Origin of the sequence: Klebsiella sp. BIGb0399 (assembly GCF_003752615.1) — a bacterium.
Lineage (GTDB): Bacteria > Pseudomonadota > Gammaproteobacteria > Enterobacterales > Enterobacteriaceae > Klebsiella > Klebsiella lignicola.
Window position 1 is genome coordinate 260,598 of sequence record NZ_RKHT01000008.1, and the last position, 18,122, is coordinate 278,719.

Annotated in this window: 17 protein-coding genes; 7 read left to right on the top strand and 10 right to left on the bottom strand. The window is 56.5% G+C overall.

The features are described from left to right. Window positions 1–131 precede the first annotated feature (131 nt). Together xylA and xylB are read left to right on the top strand one after the other, a co-directional pair. Window positions 132–1,454 carry a xylose isomerase gene (gene xylA, locus EDF82_RS19540; RefSeq protein ID WP_123757165.1) on the top strand — a complete coding sequence of 441 codons (1,323 nt, stop codon included), beginning with the start codon at window positions 132–134 and terminating at the stop codon, window positions 1,452–1,454. A 233-nt stretch (window positions 1,455–1,687) separates the two neighbouring features. Beyond that, window positions 1,688–3,145: a xylulokinase gene (xylB, locus tag EDF82_RS19545; protein WP_123757166.1), complete on the top strand. Its 1,458-nt coding sequence runs from the start codon at window positions 1,688–1,690 to the stop codon at window positions 3,143–3,145. A 10-nt stretch (window positions 3,146–3,155) separates the two neighbouring features. Here the strand turns inward: xylB and EDF82_RS19550 are convergent, their stop codons facing one another. Then, on the bottom strand, window positions 3,156–4,151 hold the full coding sequence (locus EDF82_RS19550; RefSeq protein WP_123757167.1) for an acyltransferase: 996 nt from the start codon (window positions 4,149–4,151) through the stop codon (window positions 3,156–3,158). Window positions 4,152–4,330: 179 nt separating this feature from the next. Here EDF82_RS19550 and EDF82_RS19555 point away from each other — a divergent pair, with 179 nt between their 5' ends. From EDF82_RS19555 to glyS, 3 genes are all read left to right on the top strand, one after another. Continuing rightward, window positions 4,331–4,636, top strand: coding sequence for a YsaB family lipoprotein (locus EDF82_RS19555; RefSeq protein WP_123757382.1), 306 nt, complete (start codon window positions 4,331–4,333; stop codon window positions 4,634–4,636). 137 nt (window positions 4,637–4,773) lie between these two features. Continuing rightward, window positions 4,774–5,685, top strand: a complete 912-nt coding sequence (gene glyQ, locus EDF82_RS19560) for a glycine--tRNA ligase subunit alpha (protein WP_004126458.1) — start codon at window positions 4,774–4,776, stop codon at window positions 5,683–5,685. 9 nt (window positions 5,686–5,694) lie between these two features. After that, entirely contained in the window at window positions 5,695–7,764 is a 2,070-nt protein-coding gene (glyS, locus tag EDF82_RS19565) for a glycine--tRNA ligase subunit beta (protein ID WP_123757168.1), read from the top strand. 98 nt (window positions 7,765–7,862) lie between these two features. Here the strand turns inward: glyS and EDF82_RS19570 are convergent, their stop codons facing one another. Next, window positions 7,863–8,051 (bottom strand): hypothetical protein, encoded by a 189-nt coding sequence (locus tag EDF82_RS19570; protein ID WP_123757169.1) that lies wholly within the window; start codon window positions 8,049–8,051, stop codon window positions 7,863–7,865. A 78-nt stretch (window positions 8,052–8,129) separates the two neighbouring features. Next, window positions 8,130–8,339, bottom strand: a complete 210-nt coding sequence (locus EDF82_RS19575; RefSeq protein ID WP_123757170.1) for a YdgH/BhsA/McbA-like domain containing protein — start codon at window positions 8,337–8,339, stop codon at window positions 8,130–8,132. A 378-nt stretch (window positions 8,340–8,717) separates the two neighbouring features. Between EDF82_RS19575 and EDF82_RS19580 the strand changes: the two genes are divergently transcribed. After that, a complete protein-coding gene (locus EDF82_RS19580) occupies window positions 8,718–10,337 on the top strand; it encodes an ABC-F family ATP-binding cassette domain-containing protein (RefSeq protein WP_123757171.1) in 1,620 nt (539 codons plus the stop codon). 102 nt (window positions 10,338–10,439) lie between these two features. Here the strand turns inward: EDF82_RS19580 and cspA are convergent, their stop codons facing one another. The 3 genes from cspA to EDF82_RS19595 form a co-directional block, all read right to left on the bottom strand. Then, a complete protein-coding gene (cspA, locus tag EDF82_RS19585) occupies window positions 10,440–10,652 on the bottom strand; it encodes an RNA chaperone/antiterminator CspA (RefSeq protein WP_004868803.1) in 213 nt (70 codons plus the stop codon). 261 nt (window positions 10,653–10,913) lie between these two features. Continuing rightward, window positions 10,914–11,204 carry an HTH-type transcriptional regulator gene (locus EDF82_RS19590; protein ID WP_123757172.1) on the bottom strand — a complete coding sequence of 97 codons (291 nt, stop codon included), beginning with the start codon at window positions 11,202–11,204 and terminating at the stop codon, window positions 10,914–10,916. A 242-nt stretch (window positions 11,205–11,446) separates the two neighbouring features. Beyond that, window positions 11,447–12,805 carry an aromatic acid/H+ symport family MFS transporter gene (locus tag EDF82_RS19595; protein WP_123757173.1) on the bottom strand — a complete coding sequence of 453 codons (1,359 nt, stop codon included), beginning with the start codon at window positions 12,803–12,805 and terminating at the stop codon, window positions 11,447–11,449. A gap of 432 nt (window positions 12,806–13,237) precedes the next feature. Here EDF82_RS19595 and EDF82_RS19600 point away from each other — a divergent pair, with 432 nt between their 5' ends. Continuing rightward, a complete protein-coding gene (locus EDF82_RS19600; protein ID WP_123757174.1) occupies window positions 13,238–13,948 on the top strand; it encodes a DUF3053 domain-containing protein in 711 nt (236 codons plus the stop codon). A gap of 85 nt (window positions 13,949–14,033) precedes the next feature. On the opposite strand, the gene ghrB is transcribed toward EDF82_RS19600, so the two are convergent. The 4 genes from ghrB to EDF82_RS19620 form a co-directional block, all read right to left on the bottom strand. Beyond that, the gene (ghrB, locus tag EDF82_RS19605; protein ID WP_123757175.1) at window positions 14,034–15,005 is read right to left on the bottom strand and encodes a glyoxylate/hydroxypyruvate reductase GhrB; all 972 of its coding nucleotides are present in this window, start codon (window positions 15,003–15,005) and stop codon (window positions 14,034–14,036) included. Window positions 15,006–15,028: 23 nt separating this feature from the next. Beyond that, window positions 15,029–16,309, bottom strand: coding sequence for an MFS transporter (locus tag EDF82_RS19610; protein ID WP_123757176.1), 1,281 nt, complete (start codon window positions 16,307–16,309; stop codon window positions 15,029–15,031). 83 nt (window positions 16,310–16,392) lie between these two features. Further along, window positions 16,393–17,361: a sugar kinase gene (locus EDF82_RS19615; RefSeq protein ID WP_123757177.1), complete on the bottom strand. Its 969-nt coding sequence runs from the start codon at window positions 17,359–17,361 to the stop codon at window positions 16,393–16,395. 3 nt (window positions 17,362–17,364) lie between these two features. Further along, the gene (locus EDF82_RS19620; RefSeq protein WP_123757178.1) at window positions 17,365–18,114 is read right to left on the bottom strand and encodes a sugar phosphate isomerase/epimerase; all 750 of its coding nucleotides are present in this window, start codon (window positions 18,112–18,114) and stop codon (window positions 17,365–17,367) included. Window positions 18,115–18,122: the final 8 nt, after the last annotated feature.

An 18,122-nucleotide genomic window follows, 5' to 3' on the forward strand; every position in this document is an offset into this window, starting at 1 on the left:
ATGGGATCTGGCGCACGTTTGTGGATTCTCTCAATGGTGGTGTGAAATAACGTAATTGAGGAAAGTAAAACAGCGATTCTATATTGAGGTCAGAGATATTACCCGCCGCATCCCTGAATATGGAGTTCATTATGCAGACCTATTTCGATCAACTCGATCGCGTTCGTTATGAAGGCCCGAAAACCACTAACCCGCTGGCATTCCGTCACTACAACCCGGACGAGCTGGTGTTGGGCAAACGTATGGAAGAGCATCTGCGGTTTGCCGCCTGCTACTGGCATACGTTCTGCTGGAACGGGGCCGATATGTTTGGCGTGGGCTCTTTTAACCGTCCGTGGCAGCAGCCGGGCGATGCGCTGGAAATGGCCAAACGTAAAGCCGATGTCGCCTTTGAGTTTTTCCACAAGCTGAACGTCCCCTATTACTGCTTCCACGATGTGGACGTCTCTCCGGAAGGCGCCTCGCTGAAAGAGTACCTGGAGAATTTCTCCCGGATGGTGGATGTGCTGGCGGCGAAGCAGGAACAAAGCGGCGTGAAGCTGCTGTGGGGCACAGCAAACTGCTTCACCAACCCGCGCTACGGTGCCGGGGCTGCGACTAATCCGGATCCGGAAGTCTTTAGCTGGGCGGCGACTCAGGTCGTGACCGCCATGGATGCGACCCACAAACTGGGCGGGGAAAACTATGTCCTGTGGGGCGGTCGTGAAGGTTACGAAACCCTGCTGAATACCGACCTGCGCCAGGAACGTGAGCAAATTGGCCGTTTCATGCAGCTGGTGGTTGAACACAAACATAAAATCGGTTTCCAGGGCACGCTGCTGATTGAACCTAAACCGCAGGAGCCAACCAAGCATCAGTACGATTACGATGCCTCTACCGTCTACGGCTTCCTCAAGCAGTTCGGCCTCGAAAAAGAGATCAAACTGAACATTGAAGCCAACCACGCGACCCTGGCCGGCCACTCGTTCCACCACGAAATTGCCACCGCCATTGCGCTGGGGCTGTTTGGGTCCGTCGATGCCAACCGCGGCGACCCGCAGCTGGGTTGGGACACCGACCAGTTCCCGAACAGCGTGGAAGAGAATGCGCTGGTGATGTATGAAATCCTCAAAGCGGGCGGTTTTACCACCGGCGGGCTGAACTTTGATGCCAAAGTGCGTCGCCAGAGCACCGACAAATACGATCTGTTCTATGGTCATATTGGGGCGATGGATACCATGGCACTGTCGCTGAAAGTGGCGGCGCGCATGATTGAAGAGGGAGAGCTGGATAAGCGCGTCGCGAAGCGCTACGCCGGCTGGAACGGCGATCTGGGCCAGCAAATCCTGTCCGGGAAAATGACCCTGACGGAGATCGCCCAGTACGCGGCGCAGCATAATCTGGCGCCGCAGCACCAGAGCGGCCATCAGGAGCAACTGGAGAATCTGGTTAACTATTATCTCTTTGATAAGTAATGATGACGCCCGGCACTGCCGGGCGTTGCAATAGCATGCATTCTCGCGCCACGCTTAGAGCCGATCCCATTAGGCTATTTTATTTGCCATTTTGGCCCTGGGCAGTGCTCACCATCCTCACGTACTGCGTGTACGCTCCGGTGGTTCCGCGCTGTCCGTGCCCAAACTGGCTGCAACATCTACGCCTACTGGGATAGGCTCTTAGCCGTGGCGCGCGATTAAGGAGAGTCCGTATGTACATCGGGATTGATTTAGGCACTTCGGGCGTGAAGGCCATTCTGCTCAATGAGCAGGGTGAGCTTCTGGCGTCGCACACCGCGCCCCTCAACGTATCGCGCCCACACCCGCTGTGGTCTGAACAAGACCCCGAGCAATGGTGGCAGGCGACAGACCACGCCATGCAGGCGTTGGGCGCACAGCACGCGCTGCGCGACGTCAAAGCCATCGGTATTGCCGGGCAGATGCACGGCGCCACGTTGCTGGATAAACAACAGCGGGTTCTGCGTCCGGCGATTTTGTGGAATGACGGGCGTAGCGGAGACGAGTGTGCCGAGCTGGAACAGGCCGTGGGGCGCTCGCGGCAGATTACCGGCAACCTGATGATGCCGGGTTTCACCGCGCCGAAATTACTCTGGGTTCAGCACCATGAGCCTGAGATCTTCCGTCAGGTCGATAAAGTCCTGCTGCCGAAAGATTATCTCCGTCTGCGGATGACCGGTGATTATGCCAGCGATATGTCAGATGCCGCCGGCACCCTGTGGATGGATGTCGAAAAACGCGACTGGAGCGATGAGATGCTCGCCGCCTGCGGCCTGAGCCGCGATAACATGCCCGCGCTGTTTGAGGGCTGTGAGGTGACGGGGACGCTGCGTGCCGAGGTCGCTCAGGCCTGGAATATGCCGCAGGCGCTGGTGGTGGCTGGCGGCGGCGATAACGCTGCCGGCGCGGTCGGCGTGGGGATGGCGGACGTGGGCCAGGCCATGCTCTCTTTGGGAACCTCCGGGGTCTATTTCGCGGTCAGCAACGGCTTTCTTAGCAAACCTGAAAGCGCGGTACACAGTTTTTGCCACGCCCTGCCGGGTCGCTGGCATTTGATGTCGGTGATGCTAAGCGCCGCTTCGTGCCTGGATTGGGCTGCAAAACTGACCGGTCTTGGCACCGTGTCTGCGCTGATCGCCGCGGCGGAATCGGCGAATGAGCATAGCGATGCGGTCTGGTTTTTACCCTATCTCTCCGGCGAGCGTACCCCGCACAACAACCCGCACGCCAAAGGCGTATTTTTCGGCCTGACTCATCAGCATGGCCCGGCGGAGCTGGCGCGCGCGGTGCTGGAAGGCGTGGGTTATGCGCTGGCGGACGGCATGGACGTGGTGCATGCCTGCGGCGTGAAACCGGAAAGTATCACCCTGATTGGCGGCGGGGCGCGCAGTCCCTGGTGGCGGCAGATGCTGGCGGATATCAGCGGTCAGCAGCTTGATTTCCGCACCGGCGGTGACGTCGGGCCAGCCCTTGGGGCCGCTCGTCTGGCGCAGCTGGCGCTGCATAAAGGCGTGGCGTTCTCAGACCTGCTGCCGCAATTGCCGCTGGAACAGGCGCACCGACCCGACGCCGAACGTTTTGCCCGTTATGCGCCGCGCCGGGAAACCTTCCGGCAGATTTATCAGCAGCTGTTGCCGCTGATGTCGTCATAAATCCGGGGGATTAGCTGACCAGACGTCGGGTATCCAGGCGCTGTAGCAGTATCGACAGCAGCAGGCTGCCCGACAACGCCGCACCAAACACCCACAAAATATCCAGCAGCGGCCAGCGGGTCAGCACCAGGCCGCTGGCCCGCAGCGCATGAATGAGCAGGGCATGAAAGCCGTAGATCCCCAGCGAATGACGGGCAATCAGCGTCAGGAAAGGGATCTGGCACTGGTTCAGCGTGTTTTTCACCAGCGTGAACAGGGCTATCGCGCAGATAAACACCGCCGGTCCACAGTATAAATACCAGGTATCGCCGAAGTCGCCCCGCCACGCCAGCTCGTGCAGAGTCCCGCGTGAAATCCCCCAGACAGCCGTGGCAACAAGCCCGGCGCACAGCAGCGTGAGCCATTTTTTCTCCGTCTCCATCATGCCTATTGCCCGGCCCAGCACGCCATACAGGACGTAGTAAAACGTATCGCCGTTGATGTAGAGGTTGAGCGGCAGCCATTCGATGCCGCCGGCTTTAACCGACACCATGTTGGGGTTCGCCAGCAGGCCGATGACCAGCATCAGGACCAGCAGCATTTTGGGCGCCACCTGTTTCACCTGCAGCAGCGGAGAGAGCAGGTAAATGACGATGATGGCGAAGAAAAACCACAGGTGATAGAACACCGGTTTTTGCAGCAGATTCTTCAGCGACAGCAGCACGTTGATGTGGGTGAACAAGGTGATGTAGAGCAGCGACAGCGCGCTATAGAACAGTACACACAGGACGATACGCAGGAAATGCCGCGGCTGGGCGCTGCGTTCACCGAAAAACAGATAACCTGACATCATGAAAAACAGCGGGACGCTGGCCCGGGACGCGGAGTTAAGCAGGTTGGCAATATCCCAGTCCAGCAGGTTAATCGTATGGGGATGGGTGATGTACCACGTGGTGCTGTGAATCATCACCACCATCAGGCATGCGATACCGCGCAAATGTGTAATCCAGCGTATTTTTTCCTGCATCAGTGCCTCAGTTGCTCCTGCTTAAAGAGAGTCTGACTTCCCTTATCGGAGGGTGTCGCAATGGAATATTCCGAGTTTCCCGCAATACTCTTGTCGGGATGTGGAGAGATTCGCACAATGGTCCGGTGATTTCACGTAGCCTGCAAGATAACAATTTGCTAACAAAACGGTTGGAAAAAATGGTGATGAAATATTTATTTTCTGGTCTGTTAGTGCTCCTGCTTGCGGGCTGCAGCCAGTCGCCAGCTCAGCCGGTGCAAAAAGCGCAGCGTGCGCGTATTACGCCGCAAATTACCCTTAATATGGAGCAACTGTGCAAGGATCAGGCGGCGAAACGCTATAGTACCGGAACCCGAATGGTGGACGTCAGCCGTTTCGAGCAGTTCCAGGGGAGCTACGAGCTCTCTGGCCTGACCTCGAAGAATGAGCACTTTATCTGTTCTTTTGACCCAGACGGGCAGTTTTTACATCTTTCTATGCGGTAAATCGGGCTCTGATGCCCCATGATGGCGCTAATTTCCGCAATTTTGTTTAAACAACACCGTTTCGTACTGTATATCTCGCATCCAGCGGGTATACTGATCCCTTCCTTTAAATCCACACGTATCCAGCACGAAATAATATGCAAAAGTTTGATACCAGGACCTTCCAGGGCCTGATCCTGACCTTACAGGATTACTGGGCTCGTCAGGGCTGCACCATTGTTCAACCACTGGACATGGAAGTCGGCGCCGGCACCTCTCACCCGATGACCTGCCTGCGTGCGCTGGGGCCAGAGCCGATGGCGACCGCCTATGTGCAGCCTTCCCGCCGTCCGACCGACGGTCGCTATGGCGAAAACCCGAACCGCTTACAGCACTATTACCAGTTCCAGGTGGTCATTAAGCCATCGCCGGACAACATTCAGGAGCTGTACCTTGGGTCTCTGAAAGAGCTGGGTATGGATCCGACCATTCACGATATTCGCTTCGTGGAAGACAACTGGGAAAACCCGACGCTGGGTGCCTGGGGTCTGGGTTGGGAAGTGTGGCTGAACGGCATGGAAGTGACGCAGTTCACTTACTTCCAACAGGTGGGTGGCCTGGAATGCAAACCGGTTACCGGTGAGATCACCTACGGTCTGGAACGTCTGGCAATGTACATTCAGGGCGTAGACAGCGTTTACGACCTGGTCTGGAGCGACGGCCCGCTGGGTAAAACCACCTACGGCGACGTGTTCCATCAGAACGAAGTCGAGCAATCGACCTACAACTTTGAATACGCGGATGTCGACTTCCTGTTCTCCTGCTTCGAGCAGTATGAGAAAGAAGCACAGCAGCTGCTGGCGCTGGAAAACCCGCTGCCGCTGCCTGCCTACGAGCGTATTCTGAAGGCCGCCCATAGCTTCAACCTGCTGGATGCACGTAAAGCCATTTCCGTCACCGAGCGTCAGCGCTATATCCTGCGCATTCGCACCCTGACCAAAGCAGTGGCGGAAGCTTACTACGCTTCCCGTGAAGCCCTCGGCTTCCCGATGTGCAACAAAAACAAATAAGAGGCGGCCATGTCTGATAAAACTTTCCTGGTGGAAATCGGCACCGAAGAGCTGCCACCAAAAGCCCTGCGCAGCCTGGCTGAATCCTTTGCTGCGAATGTTACCGCGGAACTGGATGCTGCTGGCCTCGCCCACGGCGCCGTTGAATGGTTTGCTGCACCGCGTCGTCTGGCGCTGAAAGTCGCTAACCTGGCGGCATCTCAGCCGGATCGCGAAGTCGAAAAACGCGGCCCGGCAGTCTCTGCGGCGTTTGATGCAGAAGGCAAACCGAGCAAAGCGGCCGAAGGCTGGGCGCGTGGCTGCGGGATCACCGTCGACCAGGCCGAGCGTCTGGCTACCGATAAAGGTGAATGGCTGCTGTATCGTGCGCATGTGACGGGCGAAAGCGCCGAAGCGCTGCTGCCAAACATGGTAGCAACCTCACTCGCGAAACTGCCGATCCCGAAACTGATGCGTTGGGGCGACTCTGACGTCCACTTCGTCCGTCCGGTCCACACCGTGACGCTGCTGCTGGGTGATAAAGTGATCCCGGCAACGATTCTGGGTATCGCTTCCGACCGCGTGATTCGTGGTCACCGCTTTATGGGCGAGCCGGAGTTCACCATCGACAATGCCGATCAGTATCCGCAGATTCTGCTGGAGCGCGGCAAAGTGGTGGCGGATTACGCAACGCGTAAAGCGATGATTAAAGCCGACGCAGAAGCTGCGGCGCAGAAGATTGGTGGTAAAGCCGATCTCAGCGAAAGCCTGCTGGAAGAGGTCACCTCGCTGGTCGAGTGGCCGGTAGTCCTGACAGCGAAATTCGAAGAAAAATTCCTCGCGGTACCGTCTGAAGCGCTGGTTTACACCATGAAAGGTGACCAGAAGTACTTCCCGGTGTATGCCGAGGACGGCAAACTGCTGCCGAACTTTATCTTCGTGGCTAACATCGAATCTAAAGACCCGCAGCAGATCATCTCCGGTAACGAGAAGGTGGTTCGTCCGCGCCTGGCGGATGCGGAGTTCTTCTTCAATACCGACCGTAAAAAGCGTCTGGAAGATCATCTGCCGCGTCTGCAGACCGTGCTGTTCCAGCAGCAGCTGGGCACGCTGCGCGACAAAACCGACCGTATTCAGGCCCTGGCGGGCTGGATTGCCGGTCAGATCGGCGCCGACGTTAACCACGCGACCCGTGCAGGCCTGCTGTCGAAGTGCGACCTGATGACCAATATGGTCTTCGAGTTCACCGATACTCAGGGCGTCATGGGGATGCACTACGCGCGCCATGATGGCGAAGCCGAAGACGTTGCCGTCGCGCTGAACGAGCAGTATCAGCCGCGCTTTGCCGGTGATGACCTGCCGTCCAACCCGGTAGCCTGTGCCGTGGCGATTGCCGACAAGATGGACACCCTGGCGGGTATCTTTGGCATCGGCCAGCATCCTAAAGGTGATAAAGACCCGTTTGCGCTGCGTCGTGCCGCGCTGGGCGTGCTGCGCATCATCGTCGAGAAGAACCTGAATCTGGATCTGCAGACGCTGACTGAAGAAGCGGTGCGTCTGTACGGCGACAAGCTGACCAACGCGAAGGTTGTCGATGATGTTATCGACTTCATGCTCGGTCGTTTCCGCGCCTGGTATCAGGATGAAGGCTACACCGTTGACACCATTCAGGCGGTACTGGCGCGTCGTCCGACCCGTCCGGCAGATTTCGATGCCCGCATGAAGGCGGTATCGCACTTCCGTACTCTGGAAGCGTCGTCTGCACTGGCCGCGGCCAACAAGCGTGTTTCCAACATCCTGGCGAAGTCCGACGAAGTTCTGAACGACATCGTTCACGCCTCGGTGCTGAAGGAAGATGCTGAGATGAACCTCGCCAGAAACCTGGTCGTACTGCGCGATAAGCTGCAGCCGTACTTTGCCGAAGGTCGTTATCAGGAAGCGCTGATCGAGCTGGCCGCCCTGCGTGAGCCGGTGGATGAGTTCTTTGAGAACGTGATGGTGAATGCCGAAGATAAAGACGTGCGTATCAACCGTCTGACGCTGCTGTCGAAGCTTCGCGAGCTGTTCCTGCAGGTTGCGGATATCTCTCTGCTGCAGTAACGGTTGCGTCTGCAAAACAAAAAACCTGCCCGATGGCAGGTTTTTTTATGCGCTAAGCGATGGATTAGCTCATCTACGGGCCGTTCGGCCCTTCTGATTTATTGCAGAGTCCCTGCAGTCAGGTTCTCTTTATCAAACGCGTGGCTGACGTTGATACGATTCTGATGCACTGAGGTATCAATGTTCGAACCGGCTTCCGGCTGTGCAGGCTGACGCTCTGCGGCCATCACGCCAGAGGAGAGTGAAGCAGCCAGCAACAGGGCGGTGATCACGCTGATATTTTTCATTCTGTATTCCTTCTTCATCGTGTTGTCGTTGTCGCCTGTCTGGTTCACGTCCGGCGGCCCGGCAAAAACGGGGACGACTTATTTGGTCAGTTCGGCAGTCATATGCACGCGGTTGTTAAACTGGGCGCTGGTGATTTTGTATGACGCACCCTGTTCGGCTGCCTGAGCGGCAATTTTCGCTTCTGCGCGGTCCAGCGTGGAGGCGGTGGTGCTGATACTCTGGGCAAACGCACCGAAAGACATCAGGGAGAGAGCGGAAACTACAGCTAAAGTTTTGATAGATTTCATGGTCATATTCCTTAAGTGGTTTTGTGTGTTAGAGCGCGTTGTTGCTCTGATGTGATAAATAATAGGACCATTGACGACTGATTAAAATCAGAACAATTTGCTCATCTCTGTCAAAAAATTAGAATGAAAATTGAGCGATAAAAATTAAGCGATATCGACAGTGTTTTGCATCTGCTAGCGGGGAGAGTCGATTAGCCTGATCACGGTTGTTGGAAAATTAACCTTGTCATAAGGGCGGGGGTATGGCTATTCTATGCCCCGACGAATCCCTCGTCTCACTGAGAGCACACTGAAATGGACAAACACGCCTGCTGAATTCGGATCCTTGCTAGCGCACTGCGTCAGCAGGGGATGTATTGATTTCATTCAGGAGTGCTTATGGCCCATTGTGCCCAATCCCCCTCTTTTATTTTGCATCAGGTCACCTGTCAGTTTGCGACGGGAGAAATGCTTTTTGGTCCGCTGAATATCGCGCTGGAGAGTTCACTCTGCGGTCTGGTCGGGCGAAATGGCGTCGGGAAAACCCGGCTGCTGCGCCTGCTGGCGGGCATAGATTCTCCCTCTGGTGGACATATCGAACGCGGTACCTCACTGGCCTATGTTGCCCAACAGCCGGCTATCACCTCCAGCACATCGCTGGCTGCCCTGTTGGGCTATGAGTCCATATTTTCTGCTTTGCGGCGGCTTGAGTGCGGTGAAGGGCTGCCTGATGACGTCGATAGCCTGGAAGGTTTCTGGGATCTACGCGATCGCCTGAGTACGGCGTTTGAAGCTGCTGATCTGCCAGCGTTTTCCCCCGATCGACTCGCATCTTCACTGAGCGGCGGGGAGCGGGTGAAAGCGTTGCTGTGCGGGGCCTTTCTGTCAGGCGCGGACTATTTATTGCTGGACGAGCCAACTAACCATCTGGACAGACAAGGACGCGATTGGTTGTATCAACAGCTTGAACGCTGGCCCGGAGGGGCGCTGATAGCGAGTCACGATCGTGCGCTGTTGGCTAACATGCCGCGCATACTTGAACTCACGCCCGGCGCGCTGCGCAGCTACGGAGGCAACTACGCCGATTATCAGCAGCAGCGTGATGTGGAGCAGCAGGCGGCACGTTCGGCATTGGAACATGCTGCAACCGAGCGCCGTCGTACGCGTATACGGATGCAAAAGGAACATGACGCCAGCCAGCGACGCTCTGCTCAGACACTGCGAGTGGTTGATACGCTGAATATCGCCTCCTTTGAGCGGGTGAAATACAAAGGGGCGGCGAAGGAGCGTCCGGGTACAGTGCATCGCCAGCACCGGGAACAAAATAGCGCACTAAACGCTGCGGTTGCTCAGGCGCGTGAGCGGGTTGAAGAAGAGGCGGCGGTGATGTTTACCTTGCCGGGGAGTCAGATTTCCGCCGGCAAACAGGTATTAGTCCTCGACGCTTTACAGCTGGCATTTTCTGACACTCTGCCGCTTGACTGGCGGCTTGACGGACCGCTGCGCGTGGCGTTGCGTGGCCCTAACGGTTGCGGGAAAACCACGCTTCTGAAAACGCTGATGGGTCTGGTGGCACCTTTATCCGGCGAGTGTCGGGTATCGGTGCATGCGGCCTGGCTGGATCAGAACTTGTCGCAGCTGGATTTGTCGCTGTCGGTCATGGCGCACCTTAATCTTGATGATACGCCGCTGGAGGCGGGCGCATTACGCAGCCGTCTTGCCCAACTGCAACTGGGGGCGGATAAAATTAATCTGCCGTTGTCGGCATTGAGCGGCGGCGAGCGATTAAAAGCCGCGCTGGCCTGTGTGCTGTGGCGGCGTGAAGCGGCGCAGCTTCTGTTGTTAGATGAGCCAACTAACCATCTTGATTTAGTGTCCACCCGGGCTATTGAGTCGGCATTAGCGGCGTTTCCTGGGGCGATGATTGTCGTGTCGCATGACGATGATTTTCTCCAGGGATTGCGGCTGACCCACTCGCTGGAGTGGCGCATGGAAGGCTGGCATTTTTCAGCGCTGTGAAGACAAAAAAACCGCCCTCTGTGAAGACGGCGGTTGTTGATCTACAGATAAAAAAATCCCCGCCGTGAGGCAGGGATCTTGAATTCTGAGCTTAATTTAAGCTTACAGGCTGGTTACGTTACCAGCTGCCGGGCCTTTAGCGCCGCTTTCGATGGTGAAGGAAACTTTCTGACCTTCATCCAGAGATTTGTAGCCATCGTTCATGATAGCGGAGAAGTGTACGAACACGTCTTTAGAACCGTCATCAGGAGTGATGAAGCCGAAGCCTTTGTCAGCGTTGAACCATTTTACGATACCAGTCATTTTACCGGACATAGCGAAATACCTTTAAATAATAAATGAACCTTTCGGCGATAAGGTCTGGACTACAGATTTGAAGCTATAAAGGGAAAGTTCACTACCGGGGTATCTATGATAACCGCTCAAGGACTACTCTATACCAATGCTCTGTGGTCTGTACATCAAACCTGCGAGCATTAACTCATTTTTGCGTAGCGATAGCAAACCTTTTTTTCACACAAATAAAAACGGTCCCGTATCAGGACCGTAGTCAGACCCTCACTTCATTATAGAACTTTAGTCGAGAAGTTGCCTTGAAAGCTGAGGGTTTGCCTGAATCAGGCGCATTAATTTGAGCTCGGTGGAAGAGGGTTTCACCCGTCTTGATTCCCACTCCTGTACCATCGCCACGCTGACGCCCATGGCATTGGCAAAATCATCAATTTGCAGGCCGCTGCCTTGACGAAGCCGCTCAAACTCGCTGAATGCGGTCTGCTTCCTGGGCTGGGCGTTAGTCGGCGAAATATCTTTAAAAACAATTTGTTCCAGGCTGCTAAGCAGTTCAAACACGGGATCTTTATATTCCATTGAGAACTCCTTTTATCACACAGCAAAAGGGTAGATTTATTTAGCCTATTAAGAATAGTCAGAAAAAAGGCAAATAATGATCACGTGGGTGATTATGTGCATGCAGGCTATCGTTTGAGCGGCGATACGCAGAGGAAAACGGCAGGTAAGGTGATGATTAATCATCAGTCGATCGGCTATGGAAAATTTTTGTAAACGCTGATGAAAACGGTCAGGCCAGCGGCTTCCCGCTGGCCTGAGGATCAGGCTTTTTGCATGCTTTTTGCCTGGGTCTGAGGCGATGCCTGTTGCTGCTTGCTCATCTTATATTTCACCAGCAGCGCACCGGCAGATAAGAACGCCGGAATCGACAGCAGGGTGAAAATGGTCTCGAAGGAGAGCTGAGCCTGCATCAGGAACGCACCGCTGAAGGCACCAAGGATGCCGCCAAATCGGCCGATACCCAGCATCCATGCCACGCCGGTCGCCCGACCTTGGGTCGGATAAAATCCGGCGGCCAGGGCGGGCATTGAGGATTGCGCGCCGTTCATGATGCTGCCGGCAATAAACACCATCACCCCCATCAAGACCAGGCTGCTGGTAGAGAAGCCCACGAGGCAGACGAAAATACCGGTCAACAGCCAGCCCACAGCCACCACTTTATTGGGGTTTATCTTGTCCATCAGCGCGCCGAGGATCAGTACCCCGATACCGCCGCCCAGCGGGAACAACGCGGTGATGATTGATGCCTGGCTCATCGATGCGCCGGTTTCGCGAATCAGCAGCGGCAGCCAGCTGGTCAGTAAATAGAAGATGAGCAGCCCCATAAAGTAGGTCATGCACAGCATCACGGTCCCGACGATGTAGCGCGGCGAGAAAATCACCGCCAGCGCCGATTTCTCTTTCACCTGGTCGGCTTCATGCAGCGTAAAGTCAACCTGCTCCGGCAGCGGCGCGATACGCCGGAGAATCGCCGCAATACGTGGCGCTGGCTGGCGTTTGACGACCATATAGCGCGCCGACTCCGGCAATAAGAACACCAGCGCCACCGCCAGCAGCAGCGGCATGACGCCGCCGAGGATCAACACGCTTTGCCAGCCGTAATGGGGGATCATCCAGGCCGAGAGAAAGCCGCCCAGCGATGAACCCATCGGGAAGCCGACGAACATCAGGTTCACTAGCAACGCGCGACGGCGTTCAGGGGCATATTCGCTCAACAGCGTGGCCGCGTTAGGCATCGCGGCGCCAAGTCCCAGGCCGGTCAAAAAGCGCAGCAGCGCCAGCTGGTTGAGGCTGGTGGCGAAGGCGGTCAACAGACTAAAGCTGCCGAAAACCACAATCGACATGAGCAGGACTTTCTTGCGACCAATGCGGTCAGCCAGCGGGCCGGCGGTCAGCGCACCAACCGCCAGACCGACCAGCGCGGCGCTCATCACCGGGCCTAAGGCGGATTTCTCCACGCCCCATTCCTGCACCAGGTCAGAGGCAATAAAACCGATAATGGCGGTATCGAACCCGTCCAGCGCGACGGTGATAAAGCATAAGGCCAGAATCATCCACTGATATCTGGTAAACGGATGTTCATTAATAAAAGCCTGAATATCGATGGTTGTCTTATTCATACGGCATTCCTGGCAGCCAGAGCGGGGCAGGGTGATGACTCACTCCCTCGCTGTCGTTGAGATAATTTGTGCGATAATCGAACGAGTTGCCGTTAATCGCTCGTTTATCAAATCACCGAACGCCTACCCAGGCAACGCAGGCACGCCAGGAAGCGTGCGATTATCGTTCGCTTTCGCCGTCGGGCAGAAAGTGTGTTTTTTAAATATTAGTTAAATCATGAAGTTGTTGTTTTTTAGCGACCGATGAATGATGGCGGTAATTGTGATGGGCTTAACATACGCCAGCCTCTGGCGATAAAACGCCGGGAACCGTGCTTTTCCTGCGGAGATTGTCAGGAAAGAGTATCCTGCCGGGCCGACCTGGACTATCCTTGTCAGCGTCTGGCACGTGTGTGTCTGTGTGCGCTTTTTTTGGCTGAAAGGAGTAAAAAAATGGCGACAGGAAAGTCCTGCTCTCGCTGGTTTGCGGCTATTGCGGCCTTATTGATGGTGGTTAGCCTGAGTGGGTGTTTTGATAAAGAAGGCGATCAGCGCAAAGCGTTTATCGATTTCCTGCAAAATACGGCAATGCGTAGCGGCGAACGTCTGCCGACGCTGACTGCCGATCAGAAAAAACAGTTCGGTCCTTTTGTCTCCGATTACGCGGTGATTTACGGCTATTCACAGCAGGTAAGTCAGGCGATGGATGCAGGTCTGCGTCCGGTCGTAGATAGCGTGGGCGCGATTCGCGTTCCCCAGGATTATGTGACTCAGCGTGAACCGCTGCGCCAGGCAAACGGTGCGCTGGGCGTGCTGAGCCAGCAGCTGGAAAATGCAAAAATGCAGGCCGATGGCGCACATAGCGCGCTGAAGCAGGGTGACGATCTGAAGCCGGTCTTTGACCAGGTTTACAATAAAGTCGTGACCACTCCGGCCAATGCATTGCAGCCGCTGATCCCTGCCGCGCAGGTCTTCACGCAGCAGCTGGTACAGGTGGGTGATTTCATCGCTCAGCAAAATACTCAGGTGAGCTTCGTGGCGAACGGGATCCAGTTCCCGACGTCGCAGCAGGCCAGCCAGTACAACACCCTGATTGGCCCGCTGGCTGCCCAGCATCAGGCTTTCAACCAGGCGTGGACGGCGGCAGTTAACGCAACGCGTTAATCGGTTTGCCACCCCGGGTCTGGCTCTGAGGCCGACCCGGGAGACTGCCCGGCCGTATGCTGCCGGGTAGTATCAGCTTATCCCTTCACTTTACCTGCGGGTTAACGCAGTTTTTGTCCACCTGACCATTCAGCGCATCAATCAGGTTATCTACCGCACAGGCCGCCATGTTGTAGCGGGTCTCATGGGTAGCGGAACCGATATGCGGCAGCGCGACGACATTCGGCAGACTCAGCAACGGAGAGTCTTTCGCCAGCGGTTCCTGCTCGAAAACATCAAGCCCCGCCGCGTGGATTTCGCCTTGCTGTAATGCTGCGATCAGCGCCTGTTCATCAACGACCGGACCGCGTCCGGCATTAATAAAGATGGCGGAGGACTTCATTAGGGCAAATTTGTCGGCGTTGAACAGATGATGCGTTTCCGCGGTCAACGGCAGGATCAGGCAGACCACATCGGCTTCCTGCAGCAGCGTATCCAGATCGCAGTAACGCGCGTTGAAGCGCTCCTCCGCCTGTGGATGTCGGCTGCGGGCATTGTACAGAATCGGCATGCCGAAACCGGCGTGCGCCCGTTGTGCCAGCGCCATCCCAATGCGGCCCATGCCGACGATCCCCAGCGTTTTGTGGTGCACATCGGTGCCGAACCAATCCGGACCAATGCTTTTGGTCCACTCCCCGGCTTTCACGCGATTCGCCACTTCGACGACGCGACGCGACGTGCTTAACACCAGCGCCATCACCGTATCGGCCACCGTTTCGGTGAGCACGGTCGGCGTATGCATCAGAAGCACCTTACGCGCGTTCAGCGCCGCAACATCGAAGTTGTCGTAGCCGACGGAGATGGTTGAGGTAGCACGAAGCCTGGGCATTTTCTCCAGTAACGCGGCATCAACTTTTTCGCTCGATCCCAGCAGCCCTACCGCGTTGGCAAAGGCATCGGCGTGCTGCTGGATAGTGTCGTGGCTCAGATTCTTAACCTGAGTCACGGTAAAGTGTTTTTCCAGACGTTGTAGCAGGTCGTCGGGAAGCGTTTTGTAGAGAATAACGGACGGCTTCATGCGGATCTCCCTGGTGATAAAGGTCAGGCGTGTCGAGCGCCAAGCGGAAGTTTTTGATGATTAGCAGGCTTAACAATTAAAGTAAGCCATACCGAGACGAAAAGCGCCACCCCCATGAAAATGTATGAGGCGGACGGGCTGCCGGTGCTGCCGTTCAGGTAACCCACGAACCACGAGCCAAAGAACGAACCTAACGCACCCATGCTGTTAATCAGCGCCATCGCGCCGCCGGCGACGTTACGTGGTAGCATTTCCGGGATAATGGCGAAGAACGGGCCATAAGGGGCATACATCGCTGCACCGGCAATCACCAGCAGGGTATATGAAGCCCAGAAATGGTTGGCGCCGACCGCCCAGGAACCGATAAAGGCCAGCCCGCCAATCAGCAGCAGCGGCCAGACGAACAGTTTACGGTTTTGCATTTTATCGGACGCCCATGACACTACGATCATCGCGACAGTTGCGGCCAGGTACGGTACGGAAGAGAGCCAGCCCACTTCCACCATGCCCATATTGACACCGCCGCTGCGGATAATCGACGGCAGCCACAGGACGAAACCGTACACCCCGATGCTCCAGGCAAAATACTGCATGCACAGCAGAATAACGTTACGTGAACGGAAGGCTTCGCCGTAGTTACGCACGGCTTTGATGCCCTGCTGTTCGCTTTCCAGTTGCGCCTGCAGCGCCGCTTTTTCGCTTTCAGCAAGCCAGTTGACCTGTGACGGTTTGTCTTTTACCAGCACCCACCAGCAGAAGGCCCAAAGCACCGCTGGGACGCCTTCAATAATGAACATTTCACGCCAGCCGAAGGACTGAATCAGGTAGCCGGATACCACCGACATCCACAGTACCGTGACCGGGTTCCCCAGAATTAAGAAGGTATTGGCCCGCGAGCGTTCAGATTTGGTAAACCAGTTACTGATGTAAATCAGCATGGCCGGCATCACTGCCGCTTCGACGACGCCCAGAATAAAGCGGATAGCCGCCAGCGCCGGAATATTGTGTACCATGCCGGTCAGCGAGGCGCAGGCACCCCACAGAATCAGACAGATAAAAATCAGTTTGCGCACGCTGCGGCGCTCGGCGTAAATCGCCCCCGGGATCTGGAAGAAGAAATAGCCGAGGAAGAAAAGCGCCCCCAGGAGCGACGACACCCCTTTGGTAATGCCTAAATCTTCAGTAATGCCCGCTGCCGAAGCAAAACTGAAGTTTGCGCGGTCGAGGTACGCCAGGCTGTACGTGATAAACACGATAGGCATGATGTACCACCAACGTTTTGCTGCATTGGTTGAGCTGTTCATAGGCTTGCCTCTAAAGTTGAGGTTTATGATGCCGCCGCTGTATGTAGGGTACAGAAGAGGCTGTTATGGTTCGCCAGCCTGGGCTATTCGCCCAGCGCCTCGCGAGTCGGTAATCCTTCGCTATCGCCCTGGACCTGAATCGCCAGCGCGCCGATGCGGTTCCCGCGTTGCACCGCATGATGCAGCGCGTGACCTTCCAGCAGGGCGCTGATCACCCCGACGGCAAAACCATCGCCAGCGCCCACGGTATCAACCACGTTGTCGACGGTGACGGCGGCGACCGCCCCTTGCTCACCCGCGGCGGTTTTAAACCAGGCGCCGTCGGAGCCGGTTTTAATAATCACCGCCTGCACGCCGCGCGTCAGATAGAAATCTGCGATACCTTCCGGGGTCTGCTGGCCGGTGAGGATCATCCCTTCTTTCAGGCCCGGCAGAACCCAATCGGCCTGGAAGGCCAGCTGGTTAAGCTTCTCGACCATGTCGGCCTCACTCTTCCACAGCACCGGGCGCAGGTTAGGATCGAAAGAGATCGTTTTCCCCTGGGCTTTCATGGTGCTGGCCGCATGATCCAGCAGGGTATATGAGCTTTCTGACAGTGCCGCCGCCACGCCGCTGAGGTGCAGATGGCGGGCGCTGGCGAAGTAATCGGCGTGGAAATCATCCGTCGAGAGGTGGCTGGCGGCGGAGCCTTTACGGAAGTACTCCACAATGGGATCGGTTCCATTTTCGACTTTTGATTTCAGCTGGAAGCCGGTTGCGTAACGGCTGTCTTCGCTAACGCCGCGCGCATCAATGCCCTCTTTTGCCAGTGAACGCAGGACAAAACGGCCGAAGCTGTCCTTGCCGACGCGGCTGACCCAGCCCACTTTCAGCCCCAGACGAGCCAGACCGGTGGCGACGTTTAACTCCGCCCCTGCCACGCGTTTGATAAAGTGCTCGACGTCGGCCAGATCGCCGGTTTGCGTGGCGACAAACATGGCCATCGCTTCGCCAATGGTGATGACATCTAATGGGGTTTGCGTGTTCGAGCTTTCTATCACCTTGTTTTCCATGGCTTACTCCTCGCGTAGCAAATTGACGTAGCGGCGGGTCACGGCCGTCAGATCGTGGCCAACCAGCGGAAATTCGATACCGCGCGGGGCATCGGCGGGCAGGTTATCGAGCAGGGCCAGCCAGCGCGTCGGCGCTTCATCAGGGGGAACGGCGCGATAGTTTTCCAGGTGAGGTTCTGCGGCTTTGACATGGATATAGCTGACGGTGGGCGCCAGATGGCGGGCGGCCTCTTCGGGCGAATCGCCAACCCACAGCCAGTTCCCCATATCGAAGGTCAGGGTCACCGGCAGCTGTTTCACCCGGCAGGCGGACTGAAAGCGCAGCATCGGCGCCAGCTGGCCGCAGTCGGTCTGGTCGTTTTCCACCACCAGCGCCATGCCGCTCTCCTGCAAAGTGTGGCGCAGCGTTTCCAGATCCTGGTGATGGGTGAAGTGGCCCAGCGACAGTTTCAACCACAGGGCGTTGAGGGTTTGCGCCTCCTGCAGCAGCGCCGGCAGGCGCGGGTTGAGGGCGCCATTGGCTTCAAACAGGGCTTCCGGCGCGGAATAGCAGGCTAACAGGCTATGGCGCTCGATGTCCGCCGCCAGCGCGGGCAGCTGATTGAGCTCGTCCGCGCTGAATAATTCACGGCGGATTTCCACGCCGTCGGCGCCGGAGCCGGCGATAAACGGCAGTACGGCGGATTGCCCACCCAGTTCCTTAATGCGATCGTGACCATAGGCGGCAGTCACGACAATAATCTTTCTGGCCATCTGACAAA